20 protein-coding genes are annotated in these 21357 nt (G+C 44.1%); 4 read left to right on the forward strand and 16 right to left on the reverse strand.

What is annotated here, in order from left to right:
• Nucleotides 1–102 precede the first annotated feature (102 nt).
• A complete protein-coding gene (gene ald / locus AB4482_RS13830) occupies nucleotides 103–1227 on the forward strand; it encodes an alanine dehydrogenase (RefSeq protein WP_017060246.1) in 1125 nt (374 codons plus the stop codon).
• Between the two features lie 155 nt (nucleotides 1228–1382).
• On the opposite strand, the gene AB4482_RS13835 is transcribed toward ald, so the two are convergent.
• Both AB4482_RS13835 and cysB read right to left on the reverse strand, forming a co-directional pair.
• Complete coding sequence (locus AB4482_RS13835; protein ID WP_372105243.1) at nucleotides 1383–2585, reverse strand: methyltransferase; 1203 nt, start codon at nucleotides 2583–2585, stop codon at nucleotides 1383–1385.
• Between the two features lie 140 nt (nucleotides 2586–2725).
• The gene (gene cysB / locus AB4482_RS13840) at nucleotides 2726–3700 is read right to left on the reverse strand and encodes an HTH-type transcriptional regulator CysB (RefSeq protein ID WP_017060244.1); all 975 of its coding nucleotides are present in this window, start codon (nucleotides 3698–3700) and stop codon (nucleotides 2726–2728) included.
• Between the two features lie 322 nt (nucleotides 3701–4022).
• Here cysB and AB4482_RS13845 point away from each other — a divergent pair, with 322 nt between their 5' ends.
• Both AB4482_RS13845 and miaE read left to right on the forward strand, forming a co-directional pair.
• On the forward strand, nucleotides 4023–4787 hold the full coding sequence (locus tag AB4482_RS13845) for a hypothetical protein (RefSeq protein ID WP_017060243.1): 765 nt from the start codon (nucleotides 4023–4025) through the stop codon (nucleotides 4785–4787).
• 143 nt (nucleotides 4788–4930) lie between these two features.
• On the forward strand, nucleotides 4931–5686 hold the full coding sequence (gene miaE / locus AB4482_RS13850) for a tRNA isopentenyl-2-thiomethyl-A-37 hydroxylase MiaE (protein ID WP_017060242.1): 756 nt from the start codon (nucleotides 4931–4933) through the stop codon (nucleotides 5684–5686).
• Nucleotides 5687–5791: 105 nt separating this feature from the next.
• Here the strand turns inward: miaE and pyrF are convergent, their stop codons facing one another.
• From pyrF to AB4482_RS13905, 11 genes are all read right to left on the reverse strand, one after another.
• Nucleotides 5792–6487, reverse strand: a complete 696-nt coding sequence (gene pyrF / locus AB4482_RS13855; RefSeq protein WP_017060241.1) for an orotidine-5'-phosphate decarboxylase — start codon at nucleotides 6485–6487, stop codon at nucleotides 5792–5794.
• Between the two features lie 124 nt (nucleotides 6488–6611).
• On the reverse strand, nucleotides 6612–7787 hold the full coding sequence (lapB, locus tag AB4482_RS13860) for a lipopolysaccharide assembly protein LapB (RefSeq protein ID WP_017060240.1): 1176 nt from the start codon (nucleotides 7785–7787) through the stop codon (nucleotides 6612–6614).
• A gap of 12 nt (nucleotides 7788–7799) precedes the next feature.
• Nucleotides 7800–8072 carry a LapA family protein gene (locus AB4482_RS13865; RefSeq protein ID WP_017060239.1) on the reverse strand — a complete coding sequence of 91 codons (273 nt, stop codon included), beginning with the start codon at nucleotides 8070–8072 and terminating at the stop codon, nucleotides 7800–7802.
• 129 nt (nucleotides 8073–8201) lie between these two features.
• A complete protein-coding gene (gene ihfB, locus AB4482_RS13870; protein ID WP_017060238.1) occupies nucleotides 8202–8486 on the reverse strand; it encodes an integration host factor subunit beta in 285 nt (94 codons plus the stop codon).
• A gap of 121 nt (nucleotides 8487–8607) precedes the next feature.
• On the reverse strand, nucleotides 8608–10278 hold the full coding sequence (gene rpsA, locus AB4482_RS13875) for a 30S ribosomal protein S1 (RefSeq protein ID WP_010439921.1): 1671 nt from the start codon (nucleotides 10276–10278) through the stop codon (nucleotides 8608–8610).
• Between the two features lie 106 nt (nucleotides 10279–10384).
• Nucleotides 10385–11065 (reverse strand): (d)CMP kinase, encoded by a 681-nt coding sequence (cmk, locus tag AB4482_RS13880; RefSeq protein WP_017060237.1) that lies wholly within the window; start codon nucleotides 11063–11065, stop codon nucleotides 10385–10387.
• Between the two features lie 292 nt (nucleotides 11066–11357).
• A complete protein-coding gene (kdsB, locus tag AB4482_RS13885) occupies nucleotides 11358–12104 on the reverse strand; it encodes a 3-deoxy-manno-octulosonate cytidylyltransferase (protein ID WP_372136024.1) in 747 nt (248 codons plus the stop codon).
• The gene (locus AB4482_RS13890; protein WP_004736429.1) at nucleotides 12104–12283 is read right to left on the reverse strand and encodes a Trm112 family protein; all 180 of its coding nucleotides are present in this window, start codon (nucleotides 12281–12283) and stop codon (nucleotides 12104–12106) included. Before AB4482_RS13890 ends, kdsB begins: the two co-directional genes overlap by 1 nt.
• Nucleotides 12264–13271, reverse strand: coding sequence for a tetraacyldisaccharide 4'-kinase (gene lpxK, locus AB4482_RS13895; RefSeq protein ID WP_372181096.1), 1008 nt, complete (start codon nucleotides 13269–13271; stop codon nucleotides 12264–12266). Before lpxK ends, AB4482_RS13890 begins: the two co-directional genes overlap by 20 nt.
• A gap of 13 nt (nucleotides 13272–13284) precedes the next feature.
• Nucleotides 13285–15033 carry a lipid A ABC transporter ATP-binding protein/permease MsbA gene (gene msbA / locus AB4482_RS13900; protein WP_017060234.1) on the reverse strand — a complete coding sequence of 583 codons (1749 nt, stop codon included), beginning with the start codon at nucleotides 15031–15033 and terminating at the stop codon, nucleotides 13285–13287.
• A 31-nt stretch (nucleotides 15034–15064) separates the two neighbouring features.
• Nucleotides 15065–17395: a DNA internalization-related competence protein ComEC/Rec2 gene (locus tag AB4482_RS13905; RefSeq protein ID WP_372181091.1), complete on the reverse strand. Its 2331-nt coding sequence runs from the start codon at nucleotides 17393–17395 to the stop codon at nucleotides 15065–15067.
• A 17-nt stretch (nucleotides 17396–17412) separates the two neighbouring features.
• Here AB4482_RS13905 and AB4482_RS13910 point away from each other — a divergent pair, with 17 nt between their 5' ends.
• Entirely contained in the window at nucleotides 17413–17925 is a 513-nt protein-coding gene (locus tag AB4482_RS13910; RefSeq protein WP_017060232.1) for a DUF2062 domain-containing protein, read from the forward strand.
• Nucleotides 17926–18130: 205 nt separating this feature from the next.
• Here the strand turns inward: AB4482_RS13910 and lolE are convergent, their stop codons facing one another.
• The 3 genes from lolE to lolC are packed head-to-tail and all read right to left on the reverse strand — an operon-like array spanning nucleotide 18131 to nucleotide 21269.
• Nucleotides 18131–19375 (reverse strand): lipoprotein-releasing ABC transporter permease subunit LolE, encoded by a 1245-nt coding sequence (gene lolE, locus AB4482_RS13915; RefSeq protein WP_017072111.1) that lies wholly within the window; start codon nucleotides 19373–19375, stop codon nucleotides 18131–18133.
• Nucleotides 19376–20068, reverse strand: coding sequence for a lipoprotein-releasing ABC transporter ATP-binding protein LolD (gene lolD, locus AB4482_RS13920; RefSeq protein WP_017060230.1), 693 nt, complete (start codon nucleotides 20066–20068; stop codon nucleotides 19376–19378).
• Nucleotides 20061–21269 carry a lipoprotein-releasing ABC transporter permease subunit LolC gene (gene lolC / locus AB4482_RS13925; protein ID WP_372110990.1) on the reverse strand — a complete coding sequence of 403 codons (1209 nt, stop codon included), beginning with the start codon at nucleotides 21267–21269 and terminating at the stop codon, nucleotides 20061–20063. Before lolC ends, lolD begins: the two co-directional genes overlap by 8 nt.
• Nucleotides 21270–21357 lie beyond the last annotated feature (88 nt).

Consider the following 21357-nt stretch of genomic DNA (forward strand, 5'->3'; position numbering starts at 1 on the left):
ATTCAGTATCAAATTTTATCTAAACCTATCTATACTAGATATTAATTCGACAGAATTACCCTACACATAGATAAAACAACCAAAATAAAATGAGGAGTCAGGATGATCATTGGCGTACCTAAGGAAATCAAGAACCACGAATACCGCGTTGGTATGACCCCAGCTAGCGTGAGAGAACTAATCTCACACGGCCACCAAGTTTTTGTAGAAACCAATGCCGGTACTGGTATCGGTTTTTCAGACGATGATTACATCGCTGTAGGCGCATCCATTCTTCCTACTGCTGCTGACGTTTTCGCGAAAGCAGAGATGATTGTAAAGGTTAAAGAACCTCAAGCTGTCGAGCGAGCTATGCTTCGCGAAGGGCAAATATTATTTACCTATTTACACCTTGCACCAGATTTTCCACAAACTGAAGAGCTTATCAAGAGCAAAGCTGTCTGCGTAGCCTATGAGACTGTAACAGATAATATGGGTCGCTTGCCACTATTAGCACCAATGTCTGAAGTAGCTGGTCGTATGTCTATTCAAGCAGGTGCACAAACATTAGAGAAATCTAACGGTGGTTGTGGTCTTCTTCTTGGTGGCGTTCCAGGTGTTGAACCAGCAAAAGTTGTTGTTGTTGGTGGCGGTGTTGTAGGTGCTAACGCAGCACGTATGGCTGTAGGCCTTCGCGCTGATGTTACAATTCTTGACCGTAACGTAGATACACTGCGTCGACTTGATGAAGAATTCCAAGGTCGCGCAAAAGTGGTTTATTCTACTGAAGACGCCATTGAGAAGCATGTTCTAGAAGCAGACCTAGTAATTGGTGCAGTACTAATTCCTGGCGCAGCAGCTCCAAAATTGGTTACAAAAGAGCACATCGCTAAGATGAAGCCAGGTTCAGCAGTTGTTGATGTTGCAATCGACCAAGGCGGTTGTTTCGAGACTTCTCACGCAACCACTCACGCAGACCCAACTTACATTGTTGATGACGTAGTTCACTACTGTGTTGCAAACATGCCTGGCGCTGTTGCTCGTACTTCAACTTACGCACTAAACAATGCAACACTTCCTTACATTGTTAAGCTAGCGAACAAAGGCTACCGCGAAGCACTTCTATCTGATGAAGGCTTCCTAGAAGGTCTAAACGTTATTCACGGTAAAGTAACTTGTAAAGAAGTTGCAGAAAGCTTTGACCTTGAATACGTAGACCCAGCAGAAGCAATCGCAATGTTTAACTAATGATGTAATGACTAACTGAACGCAATAATCTTCTCGTTGAAGCGTTCAGTTAACTCATACACATTAAACAAAAAGCCAGTACGACATTATGTCGCGCTGGCTTTTTTGCATTAATGGATTTAGTTCGTAAAAACACGTAACAGTACGATTTACCACTAGCGCTCGATTTTAACCCCATGAATCAATAGATTTCTTGGCGTAATACTGCGTTCACAGAACTCTTCAATCGTAGCTTCATAACCTTGCTCTTGCAGATAGATAGCGCGATCTAAAGCCAGCCATATCTCTAATGGTCGTCTAAAGACTTGTTGAACCAAACTCAGCTTTTCCATTTCCCAGAAAAGCGCTTCGCCTTGAATCAAATAAGAGTCAAAATCAATATCTGAGCCCAGCGATAGCTCTTTCACTTCAGATGCCCAACGGCAGAAAGATTCAAAACCCTCAGCTAACTCTGATTTTTTGATGCTCGGTACAGGAATGTATTCGTCAATGTTAAGTTCAGCCTTAAGCAACTGGCTGAAGCCTAGACGATAGCTCATCTCTAGTTGACGATGTCTTTTTACTCTTTCACCACCAGTAACGGTTTCTTGAAGCGGGATTCTCAAGTCGCTCTTACTTAACGTTAATGCTGAGCTTTTCGCGATAGAAGACATCGCTTGATAGTTTTCGTCTCGAATAAGATGATAACAACAAGGAGAAATAGTGACCGCTGGTAGCCCATGTGACACTGACTTTTTAACTAGCTCAACATGAAGATCACCACAAGCATGAAGGGCCACGGCATGTTGGTACGAATTAAACACGTCATCGGCCTTGTCTGAAAACGCATCTCCTTGAACAAAATCCATCGCTAACTTCTGGTCATCCGCAATCTTTTGTCCGCTTTCGCATAACGATTGCTGCCATTCAAAGCTAGTGACTTTTTGATCCGATTGCTGAGATAGGATTCGACCAAGAAAGCCTTTACCAGAACACCATTCCAACCACTCTTTTCCATAATGGTTCTCAAGCACAGCTTCTCCCATCGAAACAATTTGTTGCAACTTTCTTCCAGGAATACCATCTCCAGTACCGCGAGCAAGCTTTAACCCGGCAAGTGTCGCTCTTTCAAACTGGATATTTTGGTTAACGGCATATAATTGAGGGAGGAAAAGAGTCAATTCATCGGCCAATAGCTGAGGCTGCTCTTTCAACGTTTGAATGCGCTGAATACTCAAGCCTTCTAACCAATCAACAAGAGGACGATTCACATTGCGCCATGGTGTTTGGTGAGTTCGACATAGATGGAAGGGCTCTGAACGCCAGTAAATCTGGTGCTCTAGCAAAAATGAATCGAGTATTTTAAATCGTGAATGCATGCTTCCCCCTATGATGCGTGGATTGTAGGGGTAAGAGGTCGAAATGGAAAGGCCCGATAAAGAAAACGAAAACTAAAAGCCCAAAAGAAAAACGGCCTGCAAATACAGGCCGAATAAGAATCAAAATTTACACGATGAGATTAACGAACTGGCAGTTCGATATCTTTAAACATCTCTTCGATCTCTTCGTTCGATTTCAAAGAAATAGCTTGCTCAACCACAGGGCGAGTTAAGTGCGGTGCAAAACGCTCCATGAAATCAAACATGTAAGAACGCAAGAAGGTGCCTTTTCTAAAACCAATGCTGGTTGTGCTCGCACCAAATAGATGGCTCGCATCAATCGCAACCAAATCAGTATCTTGCTCGTGGTCAATAGCCATACTTGCAATTACACCAACACCAATGCCCATACGAACGTAGGTTTTGATTACGTCTGCATCGGTCGCAGTAAACACAACACGCGGTGTTAAACCTACTTTGTTAAACGCGGTATCAAGCTCAGAACGGCCAGTGAAACCAAATACATAAGTCACGAGAGAGTAAGCCGCAAGATCTTCGATCGTGATATTACGCTTCTGTGCCAGGGGATGATCTTTGGTCACGACGATCGAACGGTTCCAGTGGTAACAAGGCAGCATAATCGCATCTTGGTAAAGGTGTAGCGCTTCCGTTGCAATCGCAAAATTCGCTGTACCTTTAGCGACGGCTTCTGACATTTGGCTTGGCGTACCTTGGTGCATGTGAAGCGATACTTTTGGATAGCGCGCCGTGAAACCTTTAATCACATCAGGCAGTGCATAACGAGCTTGAGTATGAGTCGTTGAAATATTCAATGTACCCATCTCTGGATGAGTGTGCTCACCCGCTACCGCTTTAATACTTTCAACGCGTGCCAAAATCTCTTGAGAGATACGAATGATATCCTCACCCGCTTGGGTAACCTGCGTTAGATGCTTGCCGCTACGCTCAAAAATCTGAATGCCTAGTTCGTCTTCAAGTAATCTAACTTGCTTACTAATGCCAGGCTGAGATGTGTACAAACTCTCTGCTGTAGCTGAAACATTTAGGTTATGGTTTACAACCTCAACAATGTACTTCAGTTGCTGTAACTTCATATCTAACCTCGTAATCCTTTACTCATTTCTGTGCTAACTTATTTGCAAAGAGAGCGTTATAGTCGCGTGTAATATAATTAATAGTTATAACGCTTCGAACACAAAAATGACAGGAAAATTGAGTTTTTCTAGCTTAACAAACAAAAACATCACTAACGCTTTGCAACCCAACCCTCATTCTCATACATTAGTTGGTAAGTTTTGATTGCCGATTTCGCTCAACAAGAGATAATCAGAAATTGCAATTTACGAGTGCCGATACACAATGGAATCGTGTATCCTCTCCAGTTAGCTATAGAAAATAATAAGCAGACTCAAATATATGAATATTGGTTTAATAATCGTCTTAGTAGCCGTTCTTTTGGTGTTAGTTTTAGGCTACAACATCATGCTTCAATATAAAGTTAAGGTAGAAACAGCGAAGAAACAGGAAGCTTCTCGTTATCTAACCATTATTGACGGTACAGAAGAACTGATTGGCAACGCTCATCACATGCCGTTTAGCCAAGATCTTCTTGTATGCTTAAACAATCGAATTCTTGATGCATTAGAAAACATGTATCAACTCGATCCAAAAAATAAGCAGCTTGCCCAACGCATTGAAAGCGTAAAACAACAAATCACTCAGCTAAAAGAGAACTACAAAGGTGGCGAGAGTACCGCTTTCCGCGTACCAAGTAGTGACAAGCAAGCGATCATGATGCTTAAGTTAGTTAAACGCCTGCGTGATACGGTGCGCAACGAGCACAATAAAGGCCGTTTCGAGACTCAAGCTTATGTGGTTGAAAATGCTCGCCTAGAAACAATTCAAATCCGTATTAACATTGAAAATGTTATCAAACGTGCAAACGATTCGATTTCTCGCGGACAACCGGGAACAGCGATTCAGCTATTACGCAAAGGTATTGATGCTTTGGCGACTAAGAACGACTCGTACTCTAATCAAGCCAAAGAAAAGCTTCAACAGATGCTTAACGAGCTTGACCAGAAACGCCAAGACAAAAACGCTCAAGATTTGCAGCAGATGGAATCTAAAGAACGAGAAGACGATATGGATGCCCTCTTCGGTCAGAAGAAGAAATGGTAACAGTCTAACTCAACACTTAAAGGCCGCCTTATTTACATTAAATAGGCGGCCTTTTTTGTAGCTGTTGAATTTCCTTTCTCTGTATAGGGAGATCTCTTGAGCTGTGATAAAATCCCCGCATTATCAACAAACTTTCCCTGACCATGTATCAAGAATTACTCGCTCCAATCCACTCTTTTCTTAAAGCCGAAACGCCAGATTCATGGATAGATGAAGCCAAAAAGCCAGAAAATCTTCACATCATTCTACGCGATCACATGCTGTGTGAACTTAAGGCGGCACAGAGTGCTTTATTCCTTATTCGCAAGTACGCCGTCGATAAAGAAAGCGCGAAGCAACTGAATGAATGGATTTTGCCATACGAGCAATTTGCTTACCGTCGTATCGGAGACTTAGAGTCTCTGCGTGGTAAAAGCAACGTATCCAAGCAAATCACAGCGAAAGAAGGCTGTAATTACGGTGCTGACCTAATCGATAAGATGGTTTTACTGATCAAAGAAGAGCTGCATCACTTCTACCAAGTCATGGAGTTGATGGAGAAGAAAGGCGTGACTTACCAGCCAATCGAGGCGGGTCGTTACGCTAAGGGCTTGATCAAACAAGTTAAGACTTACGAGCCTGATGCTCTGGTTGATAAGCTTATCATCGGTGCGTTTATTGAAGCTCGCTCTTGTGAGCGCTTCGCTAAATTGGCTCCTTTCTTGGAAGAAGACATGGAGAAGTTTTACGTGTCTCTACTTCGTTCAGAAGCTCGCCACTACCAAGATTACCTTGAGCTAGCAGAACAGATCGCAGGGAAAGATATTTCAGAGCGTATTTCGCATTTTGCTCAAGTAGAAGCTGATCTTATCACTTCAGAAGACAGCGACTTCAAATTCCATAGTGGTGCTCCGGTTTAGGCTCCACACAGAGCATTCAGTCCAGTTTAGACTAATCCAGACTAAAAAAATTAAGGCCAGCAATTTGCTGGCCTTCTTTATTTATATCTCAATCCAAATATAGACTTAAGCAAGCGTACCGTTGATCTCTGCAAGTACAGCAGCAGGGTCTATCGCTTGCGTAATCGGACGACCAATAACAAGGTAGTCTGAACCTGATTCAATCGCTTTAGAAGGCGTCATGATGCGCTTCTGGTCACCAACATCTGCGCCGACAGGACGAATACCTGGAGTAACTAGCTTGAACTCTTGACCAAGTGCACCTTTAAGCAAAGAAGCCTCTTGTGCAGAACATACAACACCGTCTAAGCCAGAGTTTTTCGTTAGAGAAGCCAAGCGCATCACGTGTTGTTGTGGTTCAAGATCCAGACCGATACCCGCTAAGTCAGATTGCTCCATACTGGTGAGTACCGTTACACCGATTAACAGTGGACGATCTTTGCCATAAGGTTCTAAGATTTCGCGAGAAGCCGTCATCATACGCTCACCGCCACTTGCGTGTACGTTCACCATCCAAACACCCAGTTCAGCGGCAGCACGGACTGCTTTTGAACATGTGTTCGGGATGTCGTGGAATTTAAGGTCTAAAAATACTGAGAAACCACGCTTATGTAATTCACGAACAAATTCAGGGCCAAACAGGGTAAACATCTCTTTGCCCACTTTTAGGCGGCAAGATGCTGGGTCAATTCGATCGACAAAGGCTAACGCATCCGCTTGATTATCATAATCCAAGGCTACAATGATTTTTTGGTCGTTCATTTCATCTCCTAACGCAGTTAACTTTCTAAAAATTTCTAATCACCTAAGCAGGTGATAAATAACAGTCATAAAAATGCAGCCCGAAAGCTGCAATTAATAATTTGGTCTTAAAGTGACCACAAATCTATTCACCATCAAGCCCACGAATAGGCTTGATCGTCCCCCACCCTTTACATGAAGGGCAGTGCCAATACAAAGAGTGTGTCGAGAAACCACACTGACGACAACGGTAATGAGGCTTAACCTTAAGCTGTTCACCAACCATAGATTGAAGTGTGGTTAAGCTGTCTTTTGCTCGGCCTTCTTCTGCTTCCGCTAGGTGGTAATCGATTAATCGATAAAAACCTTTCATGGTTGGATTTTTAACAAGCTGCTTTGTCAGTAACTCTTGAGCAGAGCCTACATCTTCATGGTGAGCAACCAATTGCGCCAGCATCAGTTCGGCAGATACACCGGCTTTCTTCTGAATACACGCTTTGAGGAACTCGACCAATTGAGCTTCTTGTCCAAGCTTGTGGTAACACTCAGCAAGGGTTGGCAACACCTCACTGATAAAATCGATATCTTGTTCAAGTACCGATTCAAGACAATCAATTGTCTTTTGGTAATCTTCGTTCGCTAAGTGGAACTTCCCTAGTGCGATACTTGCGCGAACACATTTAGGGTCTTCAGAAAGCGCCTTCTTAAAATGCTGAAGCGCTTTAGAACGATTACCATCGGCTTGTTCTTGCATTGCAAGCTCACACCAGAAATGCGCGACTGTGGCACGCATCTTCATTTTTTTCTTGCCGAGCTTAACTAAGATATTTCCGTAATGGATAGCCTTGTTCCACTCACGGGTCTGCTGATAAATAGCCACCAACTGCTGTAAAGCGCCCTCTTTATGGTCAGGTTCTTCTACAAGTTGTTCAAAGATTTTTTCAGCGCGATCAAGGAAGCCAGAGACCATGTAGTCTTTAGCTAATTGTTGCAGTGCGAGATTTTTCTGATCGAGGGTAAGCCCCGAACGAGAGATGAGATTTTGGTGAATACGAATAGCGCGGTCGACTTCGCCTCTTGAGCGGAACAAGTTGCCCAAAGCCAAGTGAGTATCGATGGTTTCATTGTCTACTTGAAGCAGTTCAATAAAGTGATCAACCGCTTTGTCAGATTGATCTGACAGTAATAGGTTCAAACCCGTCACGTATTGACGGGAGATCTGGTGTGATTGCTTTTGTTTTTCTTGCTGAGCGTTACGATTACCCATATACCAGCCATAAGCGGCTGCGATGGGCAAAAGTAAGAACAGTAACTCTAACATCAAATATAGCCTTTAAGCTTTAGTATCAGCAGGGACCTGCTTTGATTGCTTATTGAGTTGCTTCTTCAAGCGATGAATTTTTAGCTGAGACCGCATGTGCATATTACCAAAGACTAACCAAGCAAGGGCGAAGCCTGAAACGAATACAACACCTAATAAACTTGATAGGTGGAAGTCACCTTGCGCTAGCAGATAGTTGAAATTCACAGTTGTTTGGTTTTGAGAGCCTAAAGCCAGTGCAATTAGGAAAAGTGCGATAACGGCGACTATTTTTATAATTTTCATAGTTCATCACTCATTGGTTGGTTAGCTGTACGATTATGCAGGAAAATTACTAATCAGACCACCATATTATGGTCATAAAAAAGCGGCATACATTATAGTATGCCGCTTTTCTTAATTCCGATAAGTAGGCTACATTCCTGAGTTTACTCGTTCACGCAGCTCTTTACCTGGTTTGAAGTGAGGAACGTATTTACCTTCTAACTCAACCTTGTCACCAGTCTTTGGGTTACGTCCAACACGAGGCTCACGATAATGCAGAGAAAAGCTGCCAAAACCGCGAATTTCGATTCGATCACCACTTTCTAGTGTTGAAGCCATATGCTCTAAAATGTCTTTTACAGCGTCTTCAATTTCTTTTGCAGAAAGATGCGTTTGCTCAGCGCACAGTCTCTCAATCAATTCAGACTTAGTCATAGTTACCCTCGTTGGTTTTCTTTTTAGAAATTATAGACCTATCGGAAAAATAAGCAAAAAAAAAGGAGCCTTACGGCTCCTTTCTTGGCTAGATAGCTATAATTCTCTTAATGAGAAGCTATTATTCGCCTTTAGCAGCTTTGAATGCGTCTGCCATTGCGTTACCGAACGCGCCTTCTTCAGACTTGTTCAGTGAAGCCATTGCTTCTTGCTCATCAGCTTCATCTTTAGCTTTGATAGATAGGTTGATTACGCGGTTCTTACGGTCTACACCAGTGAACTTCGCTTCAACGCTGTCGCCAACGCTTAGGATTAGAGATGCATCTTCGATACGGTCGCGAGAAACTTCAGAAGCGCGGATGTAACCTTCAACGCCTTCGATTAGCTCGATAGTTGCGCCTTTCGCGTCAACTGCAGTAACAGTACCGTTTACAAGAACACCTTTCTTGTTGTCAGCAACGTATGCGTTGAACGGGTCGTTTTCCATTTGCTTAACGCCAAGAGAAATACGCTCACGCTCTGCATCTACTGCTAGAACAACAGCAGAGATTTCGTCGCCTTTCTTGTATTCACGTACAGCTTCTTCGCCGGCAGCGTTCCAAGAAATGTCAGATAGGTGTACAAGACCGTCGATACCGCCTTCTAGACCGATGAAGATACCAAAGTCAGTGATAGACTTGATCTTACCAGTAACTTTGTCGCCCTTAGCTTGCATTTCTGCAAATGACTGCCATGGGTTAGCTTTACACTGTTTCAGACCTAGAGAGATACGACGACGTTCTTCGTCGATATCAAGAACCATAACCTCAACTTCGTCGCCAACATTAACAACTTTAGAAGGGTGGATGTTCTTGTTAGTCCAATCCATTTCAGAAACGTGTACTAGACCTTCAACGCCTTCTTCGATTTCAACGAAGCAGCCGTAGTCAGTTAGGTTTGTAACACGACCAGAAAGCTTGTGACCTTCTGGGTAACGCTTAGCGATTGCTACCCATGGATCTTCGCCTAGTTGCTTAAGACCTAGTGAAACACGAGTGCGCTCACGATCGAACTTAAGAACTTTAACTAGGATTTCGTCACCAACGTTAACGATCTCTGATGGGTGCTTAACGCGCTTCCAAGCCATATCTGTGATATGTAGAAGACCGTCAACACCGCCAAGGTCAACGAATGCACCGTAGTCAGTAAGGTTCTTAACGATACCTTTAACTTCAGTACCTTCTTGTAGAGTTTCAAGAAGTTCGTCACGCTCAACACTGTTTTCAGATTCGATAACAGCACGACGAGAAACAACAACGTTGTTACGCTTCTGGTCTAGCTTGATTACTTTGAACTCTAGCTCTTTGTTTTCTAGGTGAGCAGTGTCACGGATAGGACGTACGTCTACTAGAGAACCAGGAAGGAAAGCACGGATACCGTTAAGTTCAACAGTGAAACCGCCTTTAACTTTACCGTTGATGATACCAACAACAGTTTCAGCTTCTTCGCAAGCTTTCTCAAGTACGATCCAAGCTTCGTGACGCTTAGCTTTCTCACGAGAAAGTTGAGTTTCACCGAAACCATCTTCAACAGCGTCTAGAGCTACGTCTACTTCAGCACCAACTTCAACTTCAAGTTCGCCAGCAGCGTTCTTGAATTGTTCAGCAGGGATAGCAGATTCAGACTTAAGACCAGCGTCTACAAGAACGAAACCGTTCTCGATAGCTACTACAGTACCTTTAACGATGCTGCCTTGTTGGAATTCAGTTTCAGATAGAAACTCTTCAAAGAGTTGAGCAAAAGATTCAGTCATTATTTAATCTTCAATAATTAAACGTCCATGGGTATCCTACCGCATGGGGTTGATAAATTCGCCGGTCATCATCCTTGCGACCAACGTTCGTACTAGCTCGGCGAAATTACCCAGCCAGTTTCGATTCAATATAGTGTAGTGCTTTTTCTACTACCTGCTCAATATTCATTGAGGTGGAATCAAGCACTAGAGCATCCTCTGCAGGGCGAAGTGGCGCCACTGGGCGATTACGATCTCGGTCGTCTCGCTCTTGGATCTCGCTCAAAAGGTCGTCAAATTTAACATCTAACCCCTTCTGTTGCAACTGTTTAAGGCGGCGACTCGCACGCTCTTCAGCACTTGCATCTAAAAATATTTTCGCTTCAGCTTCAGGAAACACAACCGTTCCCATGTCACGGCCATCTGCAACCAAACCAGGCGCAGCGCTGAATGCACGTTGACGACGAAGCAGTGCTTCGCGAACGCGAGGTAAAGCAGCAACTTTTGAAGCCGCCATGCCAGTCTCTTCTTTACGAAGTTCACCAGACACATCTTCACCTTCTAGGATAACCTTAACTAAGTCGCCTTCAGCAATAAACTGCACGTCTAAGTGTGTAGCAAGCGGTACTAAAGCATCCTCTGATTCAGTATCCACACCATGGTGAATTGCCGCTAAAGCCAATACGCGATAGATCGCGCCTGAGTCTAGAAGATGAAAGCCTAGCTTATCTGCTAGCAACATACACAGGGTACCTTTACCTGCACCACTTGGTCCATCAACCGTAATCACTGGGCTTTGAGAAGGCATCTTTTACTCCACGTTTTGTCGTAAGTTTTATTCTGTACTAGCGATTCGCCACTACTTTATAGGCGGCATATTATAGAGAAAAATTGGAACTCGAGCGAGGTAAATCTCAGATAATTCCGTGTTGATGATGCATAAACCAATGCAACTATCTCAATATCCGTTTGCTTAGGTTAATAAGACACGCACGCGCTTTTCGATAGCGCACTTTTCGATAGATAGAAAAAAGCCTCGCAATAGGCAAGGCTCATGATTTTTCATTTTGTAGAGCAAACAAGAATTCGCTCAAAGAAGCTTAACCAATAATAGCTCGAACCGCTTCTAGGTCTTCAGGCGTATCAACACCAGCCGCAGGTGCTTCCGCCGCAACGTCTACGTGGATTTTTTCACCGTACCAAAGTACTCGTAATTGCTCTAGGCACTCAATACGTTCAAGAGTGCTTGGTTCCCAATTAATGTAGGTATTGATAAAACCCGCTCGGTAAGCATAGATACCAATATGACGAAGCAAAGGAGATTCCGCTGCAGTACCGTTGTTCGCGTAAGCATCGCGATCCCAAGGGATGGTTGCTCGGCTAAAATACAAGGCGTAACCGTCTTTATCGGTTACAACTTTAACGGCATTAGGGTTAAACACTTCATCAGCATGAGTAATTTCCACACCTAACGTTGCCATCGGGGCTGTACTGTTAGCAAGATTGTTGGCAACCTGATTAATGATTGAAGGTGGGGTAAGTGGCTCATCACCTTGAACATTCACGATAATATGATCATCAGGAATATTCATAACTTCAATCACTTCAGCTAGGCGTTCAGTGCCCGATTCGTGATTCGGTGATGTCATACAAACGGTCGCGCCAAATGCTTTAGCCGCTTTTTCAACTCGAGCGTCGTCGGTAGCGATAATAACGTTATCGGCACCCGCTTTCATTGACTGTTCGTATACCCATTGAATCATCGGCTTTCCACCAATGTCAGCAAGTGGCTTCCCTGGTAAACGGCTCGATTGGTATCTTGCAGGTATAACAACCGTATAAGACATTACTTACCCTCATCCATAGAAACGGTGCGAGCTTCAGGTTCTAAAAGAACAGGAATACCCTCTTTAATTGGGTAAGCAAGGCGATCAATTTTACAAACAAGCTCTTGCTTATCCTTGTCAAAAGTTAGTTTACCTTTACATACAGGGCAAGCAACGATCTCAAGTAGACGGTGATCCATAGTATTCCATAACCTCTTTTATTCTTTTTAAAATTTGCTGTTGCGAATCTTCATCAAACTGCGCAGAAACTGGAAGATACCACCAGTTATCTTGCGCATATTCTTCGCATTTTACAGCGTCTTTTTCTGTCATAATCAGATTCATACCTTTATTAGCTAAGGCATGAAGTTCATCTTTATCAAAATCTTGATGATCGGCGAAACCCTGTGTGAATACCACATCACCATCAAGATCTTCCAATGTTTTAAAAAAGCGCGGTGGGTGGCCAATACCGGCAAAAGCAACCAGCTTCTGTAATTCTGCCACAGACCTTTTCTGACCAGTCTTTAGGTTAACCGCTTGGCTTGGAAGCAAAGACATCGAGAACTCTCGCCCATGCGCTTTACCGCCATTGTTAACCAAAAAGTCGACTTCATCTAAACGAGAAACCGGCTCTCGTAATGGACCTAAAGGAATCAAACTCTCACTACCAAAGCGTCTTGCGCCGTCGATAACTGCAAATTCAATGTCGCGTTCAAGCGCGTAATGCTGAAGGCCATCGTCAGTGATAATCACATCAACGCCTTTGCTCAGCAATGCTTTCACTGCGTTAGCTCGCACAGGGTCGACTGCGACTGGCGCACCAGTTCGCTTACGAATCAAGCGAGGTTCATCACCCGAATGCTCAGCTGGGGTATTTTCATCCAACACCAACGGATAGCTTGGTGCTTTTGCACCGTAGCCACGAGATACGACTCCGGGTTTAAAGCCGTGAGCCTGAAGCATCTCAACTAACCAAATCACAACCGGTGTTTTACCATTTCCACCAGCAGTAATATTGCCCACAACAATAACAGGTAAAGGCGGGCGGTAGGTCTCTTTATTCCCTGAGAGATAAGCGTCACGACGCCGACTACTGATCATTTTGAACAGCAGACTCAGTGGCCACAAAAGCGGCCAGAGAAGATATTTCAACGGGTGATTGTTAAACCAAATCTTTTCGATCACAACAAGACCTAATTTATCCGCTGAACTGAATTCGGTGTAATTGTGCATAAGCACCATCATGCGCGATTAGCTCAGCATGTGCGCCCCTTTCTACAATATGTCCATCATCAACCACTAGAATCTCATCAGCTTGCTCGATGGTAGAGAGTCTGTGTGCGATAACTAATACTGTTTTGTCTTTCTGCAGTTCTTCTAGTGCAGATTGAATCGCTCTCTCTGACTCAGTATCCAGTGCAGACGTCGCCTCATCAAGAATCAGCACAGGCGCATCTCTTAATAAAGCACGTGCAATCGCAATACGTTGTCTTTGACCACCAGAAAGGCTTGCGCCATTTTCACCAACAACGGTATCGATGCCATTTTCCATGCCTTCGATAAACTCACTTGCATGAGCAAGCTTAGCCGCGTATTCGATCTGTTCACGTGAATACTGTTCTTCTGCTGCGTAAGCGATGTTGTTAGCCACCGTATCGTTAAACAGATGTACATTTTGAGAAACGAGCGCAAAGTGCTCACGCAGATTTCTCAATTCGTAATCACGAATGTCGTGGCCATCAAGCTCAATTGAACCAGAGTCTACGTCATAAAAACGAGTGAATAGGTTAGCAATGGTACTCTTACCCGAGCCAGATCGCCCAACAAGCGCAACCGTTTTACCTTTCGGTATATTGAAGCTGATCTTATCAAGTGCTGGTTTCTCTGCACCGTCATAAGTAAACGTGACATCTTTAACAGCCACTTCACCCATTACAGTTTCAGGTTTCAACGTCCCTTTGTTTTGCTCGGTATCTAGATCCATCAAGCCAAATAGAGTCGTACTCGCAGCCATACCACGTTGGAATTCAGACGTTACGTTAGTTAACGCCTTTAGCGGACGTAATAGACCAAACATTGCAGAGAAGACAACGGTAAACGTACCAGCAGTAAGCTCGGCTTTAATAGAATCGACACTAGCAAGGAATAGAACAACAACAATCGCAACTGATGCGATCATTTGAATAATCGGGTTAGCGGCCGCTTGAGCAGTGATTAACTTCATGCTTTGTTGGCGCATTTGGTTACTAACTTTATCAAAGCGGTGTTTTTCTAGATCTTGACCACCGTAAGTTAGAACCACTTTATGCCCTTTCAGCATTTGTTCAGCTGAAGAAGCAACGTGACCCATGCTAGTTTGCATGTTCTTAGAGATCTTTCTGAATCGCTTCGATACGATACTGATCGCCCACGCAACCAAAGGCGCTACAGCAAATAACACCAAAGATAACTGCCAACTATTCCAGAACATCAGCGTCAACAAGCCTATAATACTTGCACCTTCACGGACAATACTGACTAACGCTTTACTGGTTGCTGCAGACACTTGCTCTGAATCGTAAGTAATTCGAGATAGCAATGCGCCTGTCTGTTCTTTATCGAAGAAAGAAACAGGCATGTGCATGAAATGGCTGAAAATCTTACGACGAATTTCCATCACCACATTGCCAGAGACCCAACTCAAGCAATAGGTTGAAACAAAGCCACTGACGCCACGAACGAACATCATGGCAAAGATAATAAGTGGAAGTGTACGTAAAAAGTCAGATTCAGCATTACCAAAGCCTTCATCAAGTAACGGCTTTAGTAAGGAAATCATATAGGTATCAGAAACGGCATTTATAATAAGCGCAATTACCGCAACACCTAGGCCGGCCTTATATAATCGAATATAAGTCCAAAGTCTTTTAAATGTGACCCAGGTAGTTTCATCTGTTTGTGTTGACATAGAATCGCTTAATTTTCTCACAATAATCTATCTATTCTACTCCCTTACGGAGCATCTGCCTATACCACTGCCCGCCTTGTTGTTCTCTAATCGCATGATATTGCCAACCTTCTTTGCTAAGAGTGATGGTTATTTGTCCGCTTTCTCCAGTATCTAGCCAAGTACTCCCCGCTTCCTGATAACGTTCAATAACAAACTCACTCGGCATTCCCCACTGGTTGCCTTTGGCAAGAGAAGCTATCGCCAGCTGAGGAGACACCGCCTCAATAAACGACTTAATCGATGACGAATCGCTGCCATGATGCGGAACCAACATAACATCACTCCTTAGCTGTTCTCCTTCACGAGCAAGTAACCACTCACTTACCAGTTCAATATCACCAGTGAGCAACATTGAGAAATCAGCACTATGATCTGAGATCTTGACCACACACGAATGTGGGTTATACGCCCTCTTTACTTGCTTAGGCGGCCACAACACCTCAAAAACAACATCTTGCCAGTTCCAAACCTCTCCAATAGTACATGTTTGAATATTAGACGGGGCTTGAGTGATAGATTGGCGTTCTTGAATAATGTTCTGACTGGTTCTTATCCACTTTGGCGTATAGTTCTCAAGTAATGCCGGATAACCACCAGCATGGTCAGAATCGAAATGACTCACAATCACGCCTTCTAATTCATAAATCCCCCGATGATTCAAAGTAGGAATCAACAAAGACTCAACAACCGAGCCTCCTGGCCACGCATTGCCAAGATCATAAACAACAATCTGATTGTTCTTTTCCAAGACCAAAGACAACCCATGCCCAACATCCAAGATATCAATAGTTAGTTTGTCTTGCTGGGGTTTGCTGAACTCCCACCACAGCACAAACACTGCAGTTACCAATATCGATAATGTTCGCTTGAAATACCGACTAACAAAGCTCAAAAACAAGATAAGGAATACTGATAATGCAATCGTCTGATTATCGACTTGGATCCAAAATCGCTCAGAGAAAGGAAGACTAAATACGAGAGGCTCAAGCGATAAGTCGACTAACTTCCACAGCTGACTGACCAAATCATTGTCTAGCGCTGTTATACCAACCACGCCAGACACTGACTCCGATATTAAGCTTAGAAACATTGCCAGAAACAACAGCGGGATCGTCACCATCGATACCCAAGGCAAAAGGAACAAGTTGTAGAAAACAGAGACTAAACTGACTCCTTTGAAAAACAACATCGAGGAAGGCGCGATAAGGAATGTCAGCATCAGTTGAAGCTTAATAAGTTGGAGTGCGTAGTCGATAAATGTAAAGCTTGAAGCTGAGCGCTGAGTATTACAGGCGATATAGAAAACAGCGCCCAATGCACCAAAGGACAACCAAAAACTGCTCGACAAAGCTGAAAACGGCCAAATAAGCAGAACCACGCACACACTTAAAGTAACATACCGAAGCAAACTGATATTTTGCCCACGCCACAAAAAATAACTCGCGATAACGCACATCACCAAAGCTCTCAAAGTTGGCAGCGTGAATCCAGCAAACCAACTATAGAAATACGCCAAGCCGAGCCCGAATATTGTAGGTAACCAAAGAAATGAAGGGGAAAGTAACCTTAATATCTTGCCAATCTGATAGCCGATACCAAAGGCAATCCCAATATGCAGCCCCGAAATAGCCATCAAGTGAATCAGGCCACTGCTTTTAAGCATATCCCACCGCTGAGGCGGAATAAGGTCTCGATATCCAAAACTCAAAGCGATAATGAGATCTTGATTTGCCAGCAGACTTAATCTTTCAAGGCTGGCTTCAAACCATTGGGCGCGTAAGTTGGTGCTAGAATGAATTCGGTACTTGGTATCTGCTCTGTAAGTTGCATTGGCAACCACGCCAGCACTAAACAAGTACTTTTCTCGGTCAAAGCCGGCTTCGTTGAGTTTGCCCCATATCGGCTTTATTGAGGCCGATAAATAGACATCATCTCCAAGCGTTAGCTTGAAAGGAGTAAACAAACGCAATTTTATCAATTGAGGAAAGATTAATTTTTCGCCGCCAATTGATCTGACTACTATTACGCTTTCAAAACCGTGGCTATTTTCACTAAAAAGGCTAACAACCGACGCATTTATGGTAGTATTCTGCCCTGATTGGAATAAGCGACTCGTTTGTATTTCAATCGCATTCCCTAGGCAGATAACTAGTATCAATGCTGTTACTGGACCTCTTGCACTCCGGAAAACGCTATACTTTGTTGGTGCTAGCAGTAACAACAGCATCAATGGTGCCCAAACCCAATGTGGCATCACAGGCCAGAAGCTGGCAGACACAACTGTCGCAGCAAATGAAATCAAGAACCAAGTGTTAAACAAGAGAGTAGCTTCCTCCTATGCCAAGAAAGTTTATCAAACGATTTATGCCTGACCATGATCTAATCAAGCGTCAGAAAGCATTGAAAGTTTTTGGCAATGTTTTGTACAACCCCAACTTATGGTGCCTTAATCGTCGCTCTGCGGCTGGCGCGTTTGCTGTTGGGTTATTCATGGCGTTTGTCCCTCTACCAAGTCAAATGATTATGTCTGCAGGCCTTGCTGTTGCATGTGGCGTTAACCTGCCTTTAGCTGTCGCACTTGTTTGGATCAGTAACCCGGTTACCATGCCTGTTCTCTTCTACTTTGCTTATAAAGTCGGGGCGTTTGTTATGCATGTGCCACCGCAAGCCTTCCATTTCGAATTGTCTTGGGACTTCATCTTGGCGCAAATGAGCACTATAGGGCCTCCGTTCTTATTGGGTTGTCTGATTTGTGGCGTGGTTTCAGCAATGATTGGCTACTTTGGTATTCGCGGTTTATGGCGCTACTCAGTAGTAAGAAGTTGGAAGAAGCGACAAGCAAGGCACTGAACGCCATTTCTTGTTATTCAATTTAACCTTGTATGCGCTTCACTTAAAACGTACACAAGTTAAAATCGGATGAGCTACTTACCTCTGCAAGATTGGCATGTAACGAAAGTCGTAAAGAACACGAATTGAATTCAATAAAAAAGGATCCCACTGGGATCCTTTTTTGTATCGACTGAAAACTGACGGCCTGTTATTTAGGCGAATGCTATTTAGAACTCAGCACTGAGGCTGGATTCAACTTCGCCGCGCGTGATGCTGGGTACCATGTCGCCAGTAAACTCAGCACAATCGCAGTGCCGGAAACCACAACAACATCCGTCATATCAAGTTGTGATGGCAAGAAGTCGACAAAATAGATATCACCGGACAAGAACTGGTGATCGACCAACTTTTCAAGTCCTTTGATTAGTGTCGTGAGATTAAGAGCGACTAGCACACCTATTGCACTGCCCACTAAACTGCCTAACACGCCTGAGAATACGCCCTGCCAAACAAAGATGCGCTTCACAAGGCCGTCTGATGCACCCATGGTTCTTAAAATCGCGATCTCTGATGCTCTGTCTTTTACTGCCATCATTAGCGTCGAGACAATATTGAAACAAGCCACACCAATAACCAGTACCATCACCAGATACATGATGGTACGAACGAGTTGGATATCTCGATACAAGAAACCAAACTTCTGCTGCCAGCTTCGTAGATACACATACACATCAAGCTGATTGCCCACTTCACGCACAATAGAGTTCGCGTTCAGCACATCGGTCACTTTCAAAGAAACCCCAGTTACCGCCTCACCTAAGTTGGCGTAGACCTGAGCATCACCAATCGGGATTAGCGCCAAACTGTGATCTATCTGACCATTAAGCGTCAGCAAGCCAACCACTTTCACTCGAACACGTTTTGGTGCCTGAACCTTCACAGAACCGTTTACCGTCGGAATCATCAAAGTCAGATAATCACCGACTTTCGCACCCAGCACATTCGCTACACCAGAACCCAAAATGATCTGTTGTTGCCCTGCCTTAAACTCGCTCCAAGCTTGCTTATCGATAAAACTCGATAGGCTTGATACCTGTTGTTCTAGCTGCGGATCAACGCCGCGAACTTCAATTGCTTTGAGTTCTTTGCCCTTTTCAGCAAGCGCAGTAATTTTCACATAAGGCGCAGCAGCAACGACTTTATCGTGCTTAACCGACTCCTCAATCACGTGCTCCCAACGAGTCACAGGCTCATTCACGCCTTCAAATTCACCATGAGGAATGACAGAAAGTACTCGTGATTGAAGCTCTCGCTCAAAGCCATTCATCGCAGATAAGCCGATAATGATCACCGCGACACCAACCGCAATACCAATCGTCGAAGACAATGAGATGAACGACACCATCTTGTCTCGTTGTTTCGCACGGCTAAATCGGCCGCCTATCAATAGAGATAAAGAGGAAAACACTTAACTCTCCTCTTTTTCTACGTTGACCAGTAAACCATCTTGCATGTGAAGTTGGCGATCCATCTTACCGGCAAGTTCACCATCGTGAGTCACGACCAAAAAGGCAGTATCGTATTCACGGTTCAGTTCACGCATTAAGTCGTAAATAGACAGTGCGGTGTTATGGTCAAGGTTACCGGTTGGTTCATCCGCCAACACTAGCGCAGGCTTATTCACCAATGCACGAGCAATCGCCACACGTTGCCTCTCGCCACCAGAAAGCTCTGAAGGTCGGTGGTCCACGCGGTGACTCAATCCAACTTTGTCCAACAAACGTTGTGCTTCTTGCTTTGCTTTAGCGGGCTTTTCGCCGCCAATCAATAACGGCATCGCCACGTTTTCTAAAGCTGAAAAGTCAGATAGAAGATGATGGAACTGATACACAAAGCCAAGATGCTGGTTGCGAAGCTTCGCCTGCTTATTCGAACTCAAAGATGCTAAATCTTGACCAAGAAAACTCACACTGCCCGCAGAAGCATCGTCTAATGCGCCTAAGATATGCAGTAAGGTACTTTTGCCCGAGCCAGAGGTACCGATGATTGCTACTAGCTCACCCTTTTCGATGTCAAAGCTGACTCCCTTGAGCACCTCAGTATCTAACGAGCCTTCACGGTACGTTTTACGGATATCATTACATTGAAGAAAATTACTCATAACGAAGGGCCTCAGCAGGTTTCACAGACGATGCACGATAAGAAGGGAATACAGTGGCAATCAGGCTAAGTGCAATAGCCAGAACCACAACAACAGCGATTTGAATTGGGTTAATCAAAATAGGTAACTGACCACCAAACGAGAATAGAGCAACACCCATCGCTTCTAAAATCGGGTTAAGGTTCATTGCCAGAACAACACCTAGTGCGCCGCCGGATAGTGCGCCAATCACGCCACTACTCGCGCCCTGAACCATAAAGATGCCCATCACTTGGCCGTCAGTCATGCCCTGAGTTTTAAGTATCGCGACCTCAGATTGTTTCTCCATCACCACCATAATCAGCGCAGAGATAATATTAAATGCAGCAACCCCGATGATCAGACCAAGCATTAGGCCCATCATGTTTTTCTCCATACGAACCGCTTGGAACAGCTCGCCACGTTGGTCACGCCAATCGCTCCACAACCATCCATCAGGTAAGGGTTGGTTCGATAGTTCCGCGACTTCAAATGGGTCTTCAAAAAACAGTCGCCAACCTGAAATGGTGTCTGACTTATAACGCATCAAACGCCCAGCATCTTGGATATCCGTCACCATAAGTTGGGCATCAATATCCGAGCCCGTATTAAAGATACCAGCTACGGTGAAATTACGTTGGCTAGGAATACGCCCCAATGGTGTGTATTGACTCGCGCTGGTCACCATTAGACGAACTTTGTCGCCCATCGATACTTTTAGGTTTCTCGCCAGAGTATGACCAAGAAACAGCTGATATTGCCCAGCTTGAAGTGAAGACAAGCGACCCGCGATTAAGTGGTCTTGAAGTGGATCATCAGAATTGGGTTGGATGCCAATCAAAAGGCCAGCAGAAAGCTGAGCAGGGCTCTGAATCACTGCCTCACTGCGAACAATCGGTTCAACATGACCATTAAGCGAAATTTGTTCTGCGAAGCTTGGGGCTTTTTCAGAAAGTGAGGTCGTGCCTCCTTGTTCATAAACCACAGCCTGAGGAAGAACGCCGAGAATTCGGTCTTTTAATTGCGCTTCGAATCCATTCATTACCGATAAAACAGTAATCAAAGACAGCACACCAATGGTGATACCTGCCGTCGACATGTAAGAAACAAAACGGCTAAAGCGATCACCTGAACGGCCTTTCAAATAACGCAGGCCAACAAACATTGAAATAGGATGAAACATACTTTGAACCATCAAAAAGGGATGCGGGTTAATGTAACGGGTATTGCTGTTACTGTGTAGGGGGTAATTGAAAATATAGAGTGAATTA

It is taken from the genome of Vibrio sp. 10N.222.55.C7 (assembly GCF_041473335.1).
GTDB classification, from domain to species: Bacteria; Pseudomonadota; Gammaproteobacteria; order Enterobacterales; family Vibrionaceae; genus Vibrio; species Vibrio crassostreae_C.

Excerpts from the sequence above, each read along its gene's own strand:
- lolC (WP_372110990.1), bottom strand. The coding sequence starts at position 21,269 with ATGTTTCATCCTATTTCAATGTTTGTTGGCCTGCGTTATTTGAAAGGC.
- rpsA (WP_010439921.1), bottom strand. The coding sequence starts at position 10,278 with ATGACTGAATCTTTTGCTCAACTCTTTGAAGAGTTTCTATCTGAAACT.
- lapB (WP_017060240.1), bottom strand. The coding sequence starts at position 7,787 with ATGTTAGAGTTACTGTTCTTACTTTTGCCCATCGCAGCCGCTTATGGC.
- cysB (WP_017060244.1), bottom strand. The coding sequence starts at position 3,700 with ATGAAGTTACAGCAACTGAAGTACATTGTTGAGGTTGTAAACCATAAC.
- cmk (WP_017060237.1), bottom strand. The coding sequence starts at position 11,065 with ATGCCTTCTCAAAGCCCAGTGATTACGGTTGATGGACCAAGTGGTGCA.
- ihfB (WP_017060238.1), bottom strand. The coding sequence starts at position 8,486 with ATGACTAAGTCTGAATTGATTGAGAGACTGTGCGCTGAGCAAACGCAT.
- AB4482_RS13835 (WP_372105243.1), bottom strand. The coding sequence starts at position 2,585 with ATGCATTCACGATTTAAAATACTCGATTCATTTTTGCTAGAGCACCAG.
- AB4482_RS13910 (WP_017060232.1), top strand. The coding sequence starts at position 17,413 with ATGCCAAGAAAGTTTATCAAACGATTTATGCCTGACCATGATCTAATC.
- pyrF (WP_017060241.1), bottom strand. The coding sequence starts at position 6,487 with ATGAACGACCAAAAAATCATTGTAGCCTTGGATTATGATAATCAAGCG.
- AB4482_RS13865 (WP_017060239.1), bottom strand. The coding sequence starts at position 8,072 with ATGAAAATTATAAAAATAGTCGCCGTTATCGCACTTTTCCTAATTGCA.
- lolD (WP_017060230.1), bottom strand. The coding sequence starts at position 20,068 with ATGAGTAATTTTCTTCAATGTAATGATATCCGTAAAACGTACCGTGAA.
- miaE (WP_017060242.1), top strand. The coding sequence starts at position 4,931 with ATGTATCAAGAATTACTCGCTCCAATCCACTCTTTTCTTAAAGCCGAA.
- kdsB (WP_372136024.1), bottom strand. The coding sequence starts at position 12,104 with ATGTCTTATACGGTTGTTATACCTGCAAGATACCAATCGAGCCGTTTA.
- msbA (WP_017060234.1), bottom strand. The coding sequence starts at position 15,033 with ATGTCAACACAAACAGATGAAACTACCTGGGTCACATTTAAAAGACTT.
- AB4482_RS13890 (WP_004736429.1), bottom strand. The coding sequence starts at position 12,283 with ATGGATCACCGTCTACTTGAGATCGTTGCTTGCCCTGTATGTAAAGGT.
- AB4482_RS13845 (WP_017060243.1), top strand. The coding sequence starts at position 4,023 with ATGAATATTGGTTTAATAATCGTCTTAGTAGCCGTTCTTTTGGTGTTA.
- ald (WP_017060246.1), top strand. The coding sequence starts at position 103 with ATGATCATTGGCGTACCTAAGGAAATCAAGAACCACGAATACCGCGTT.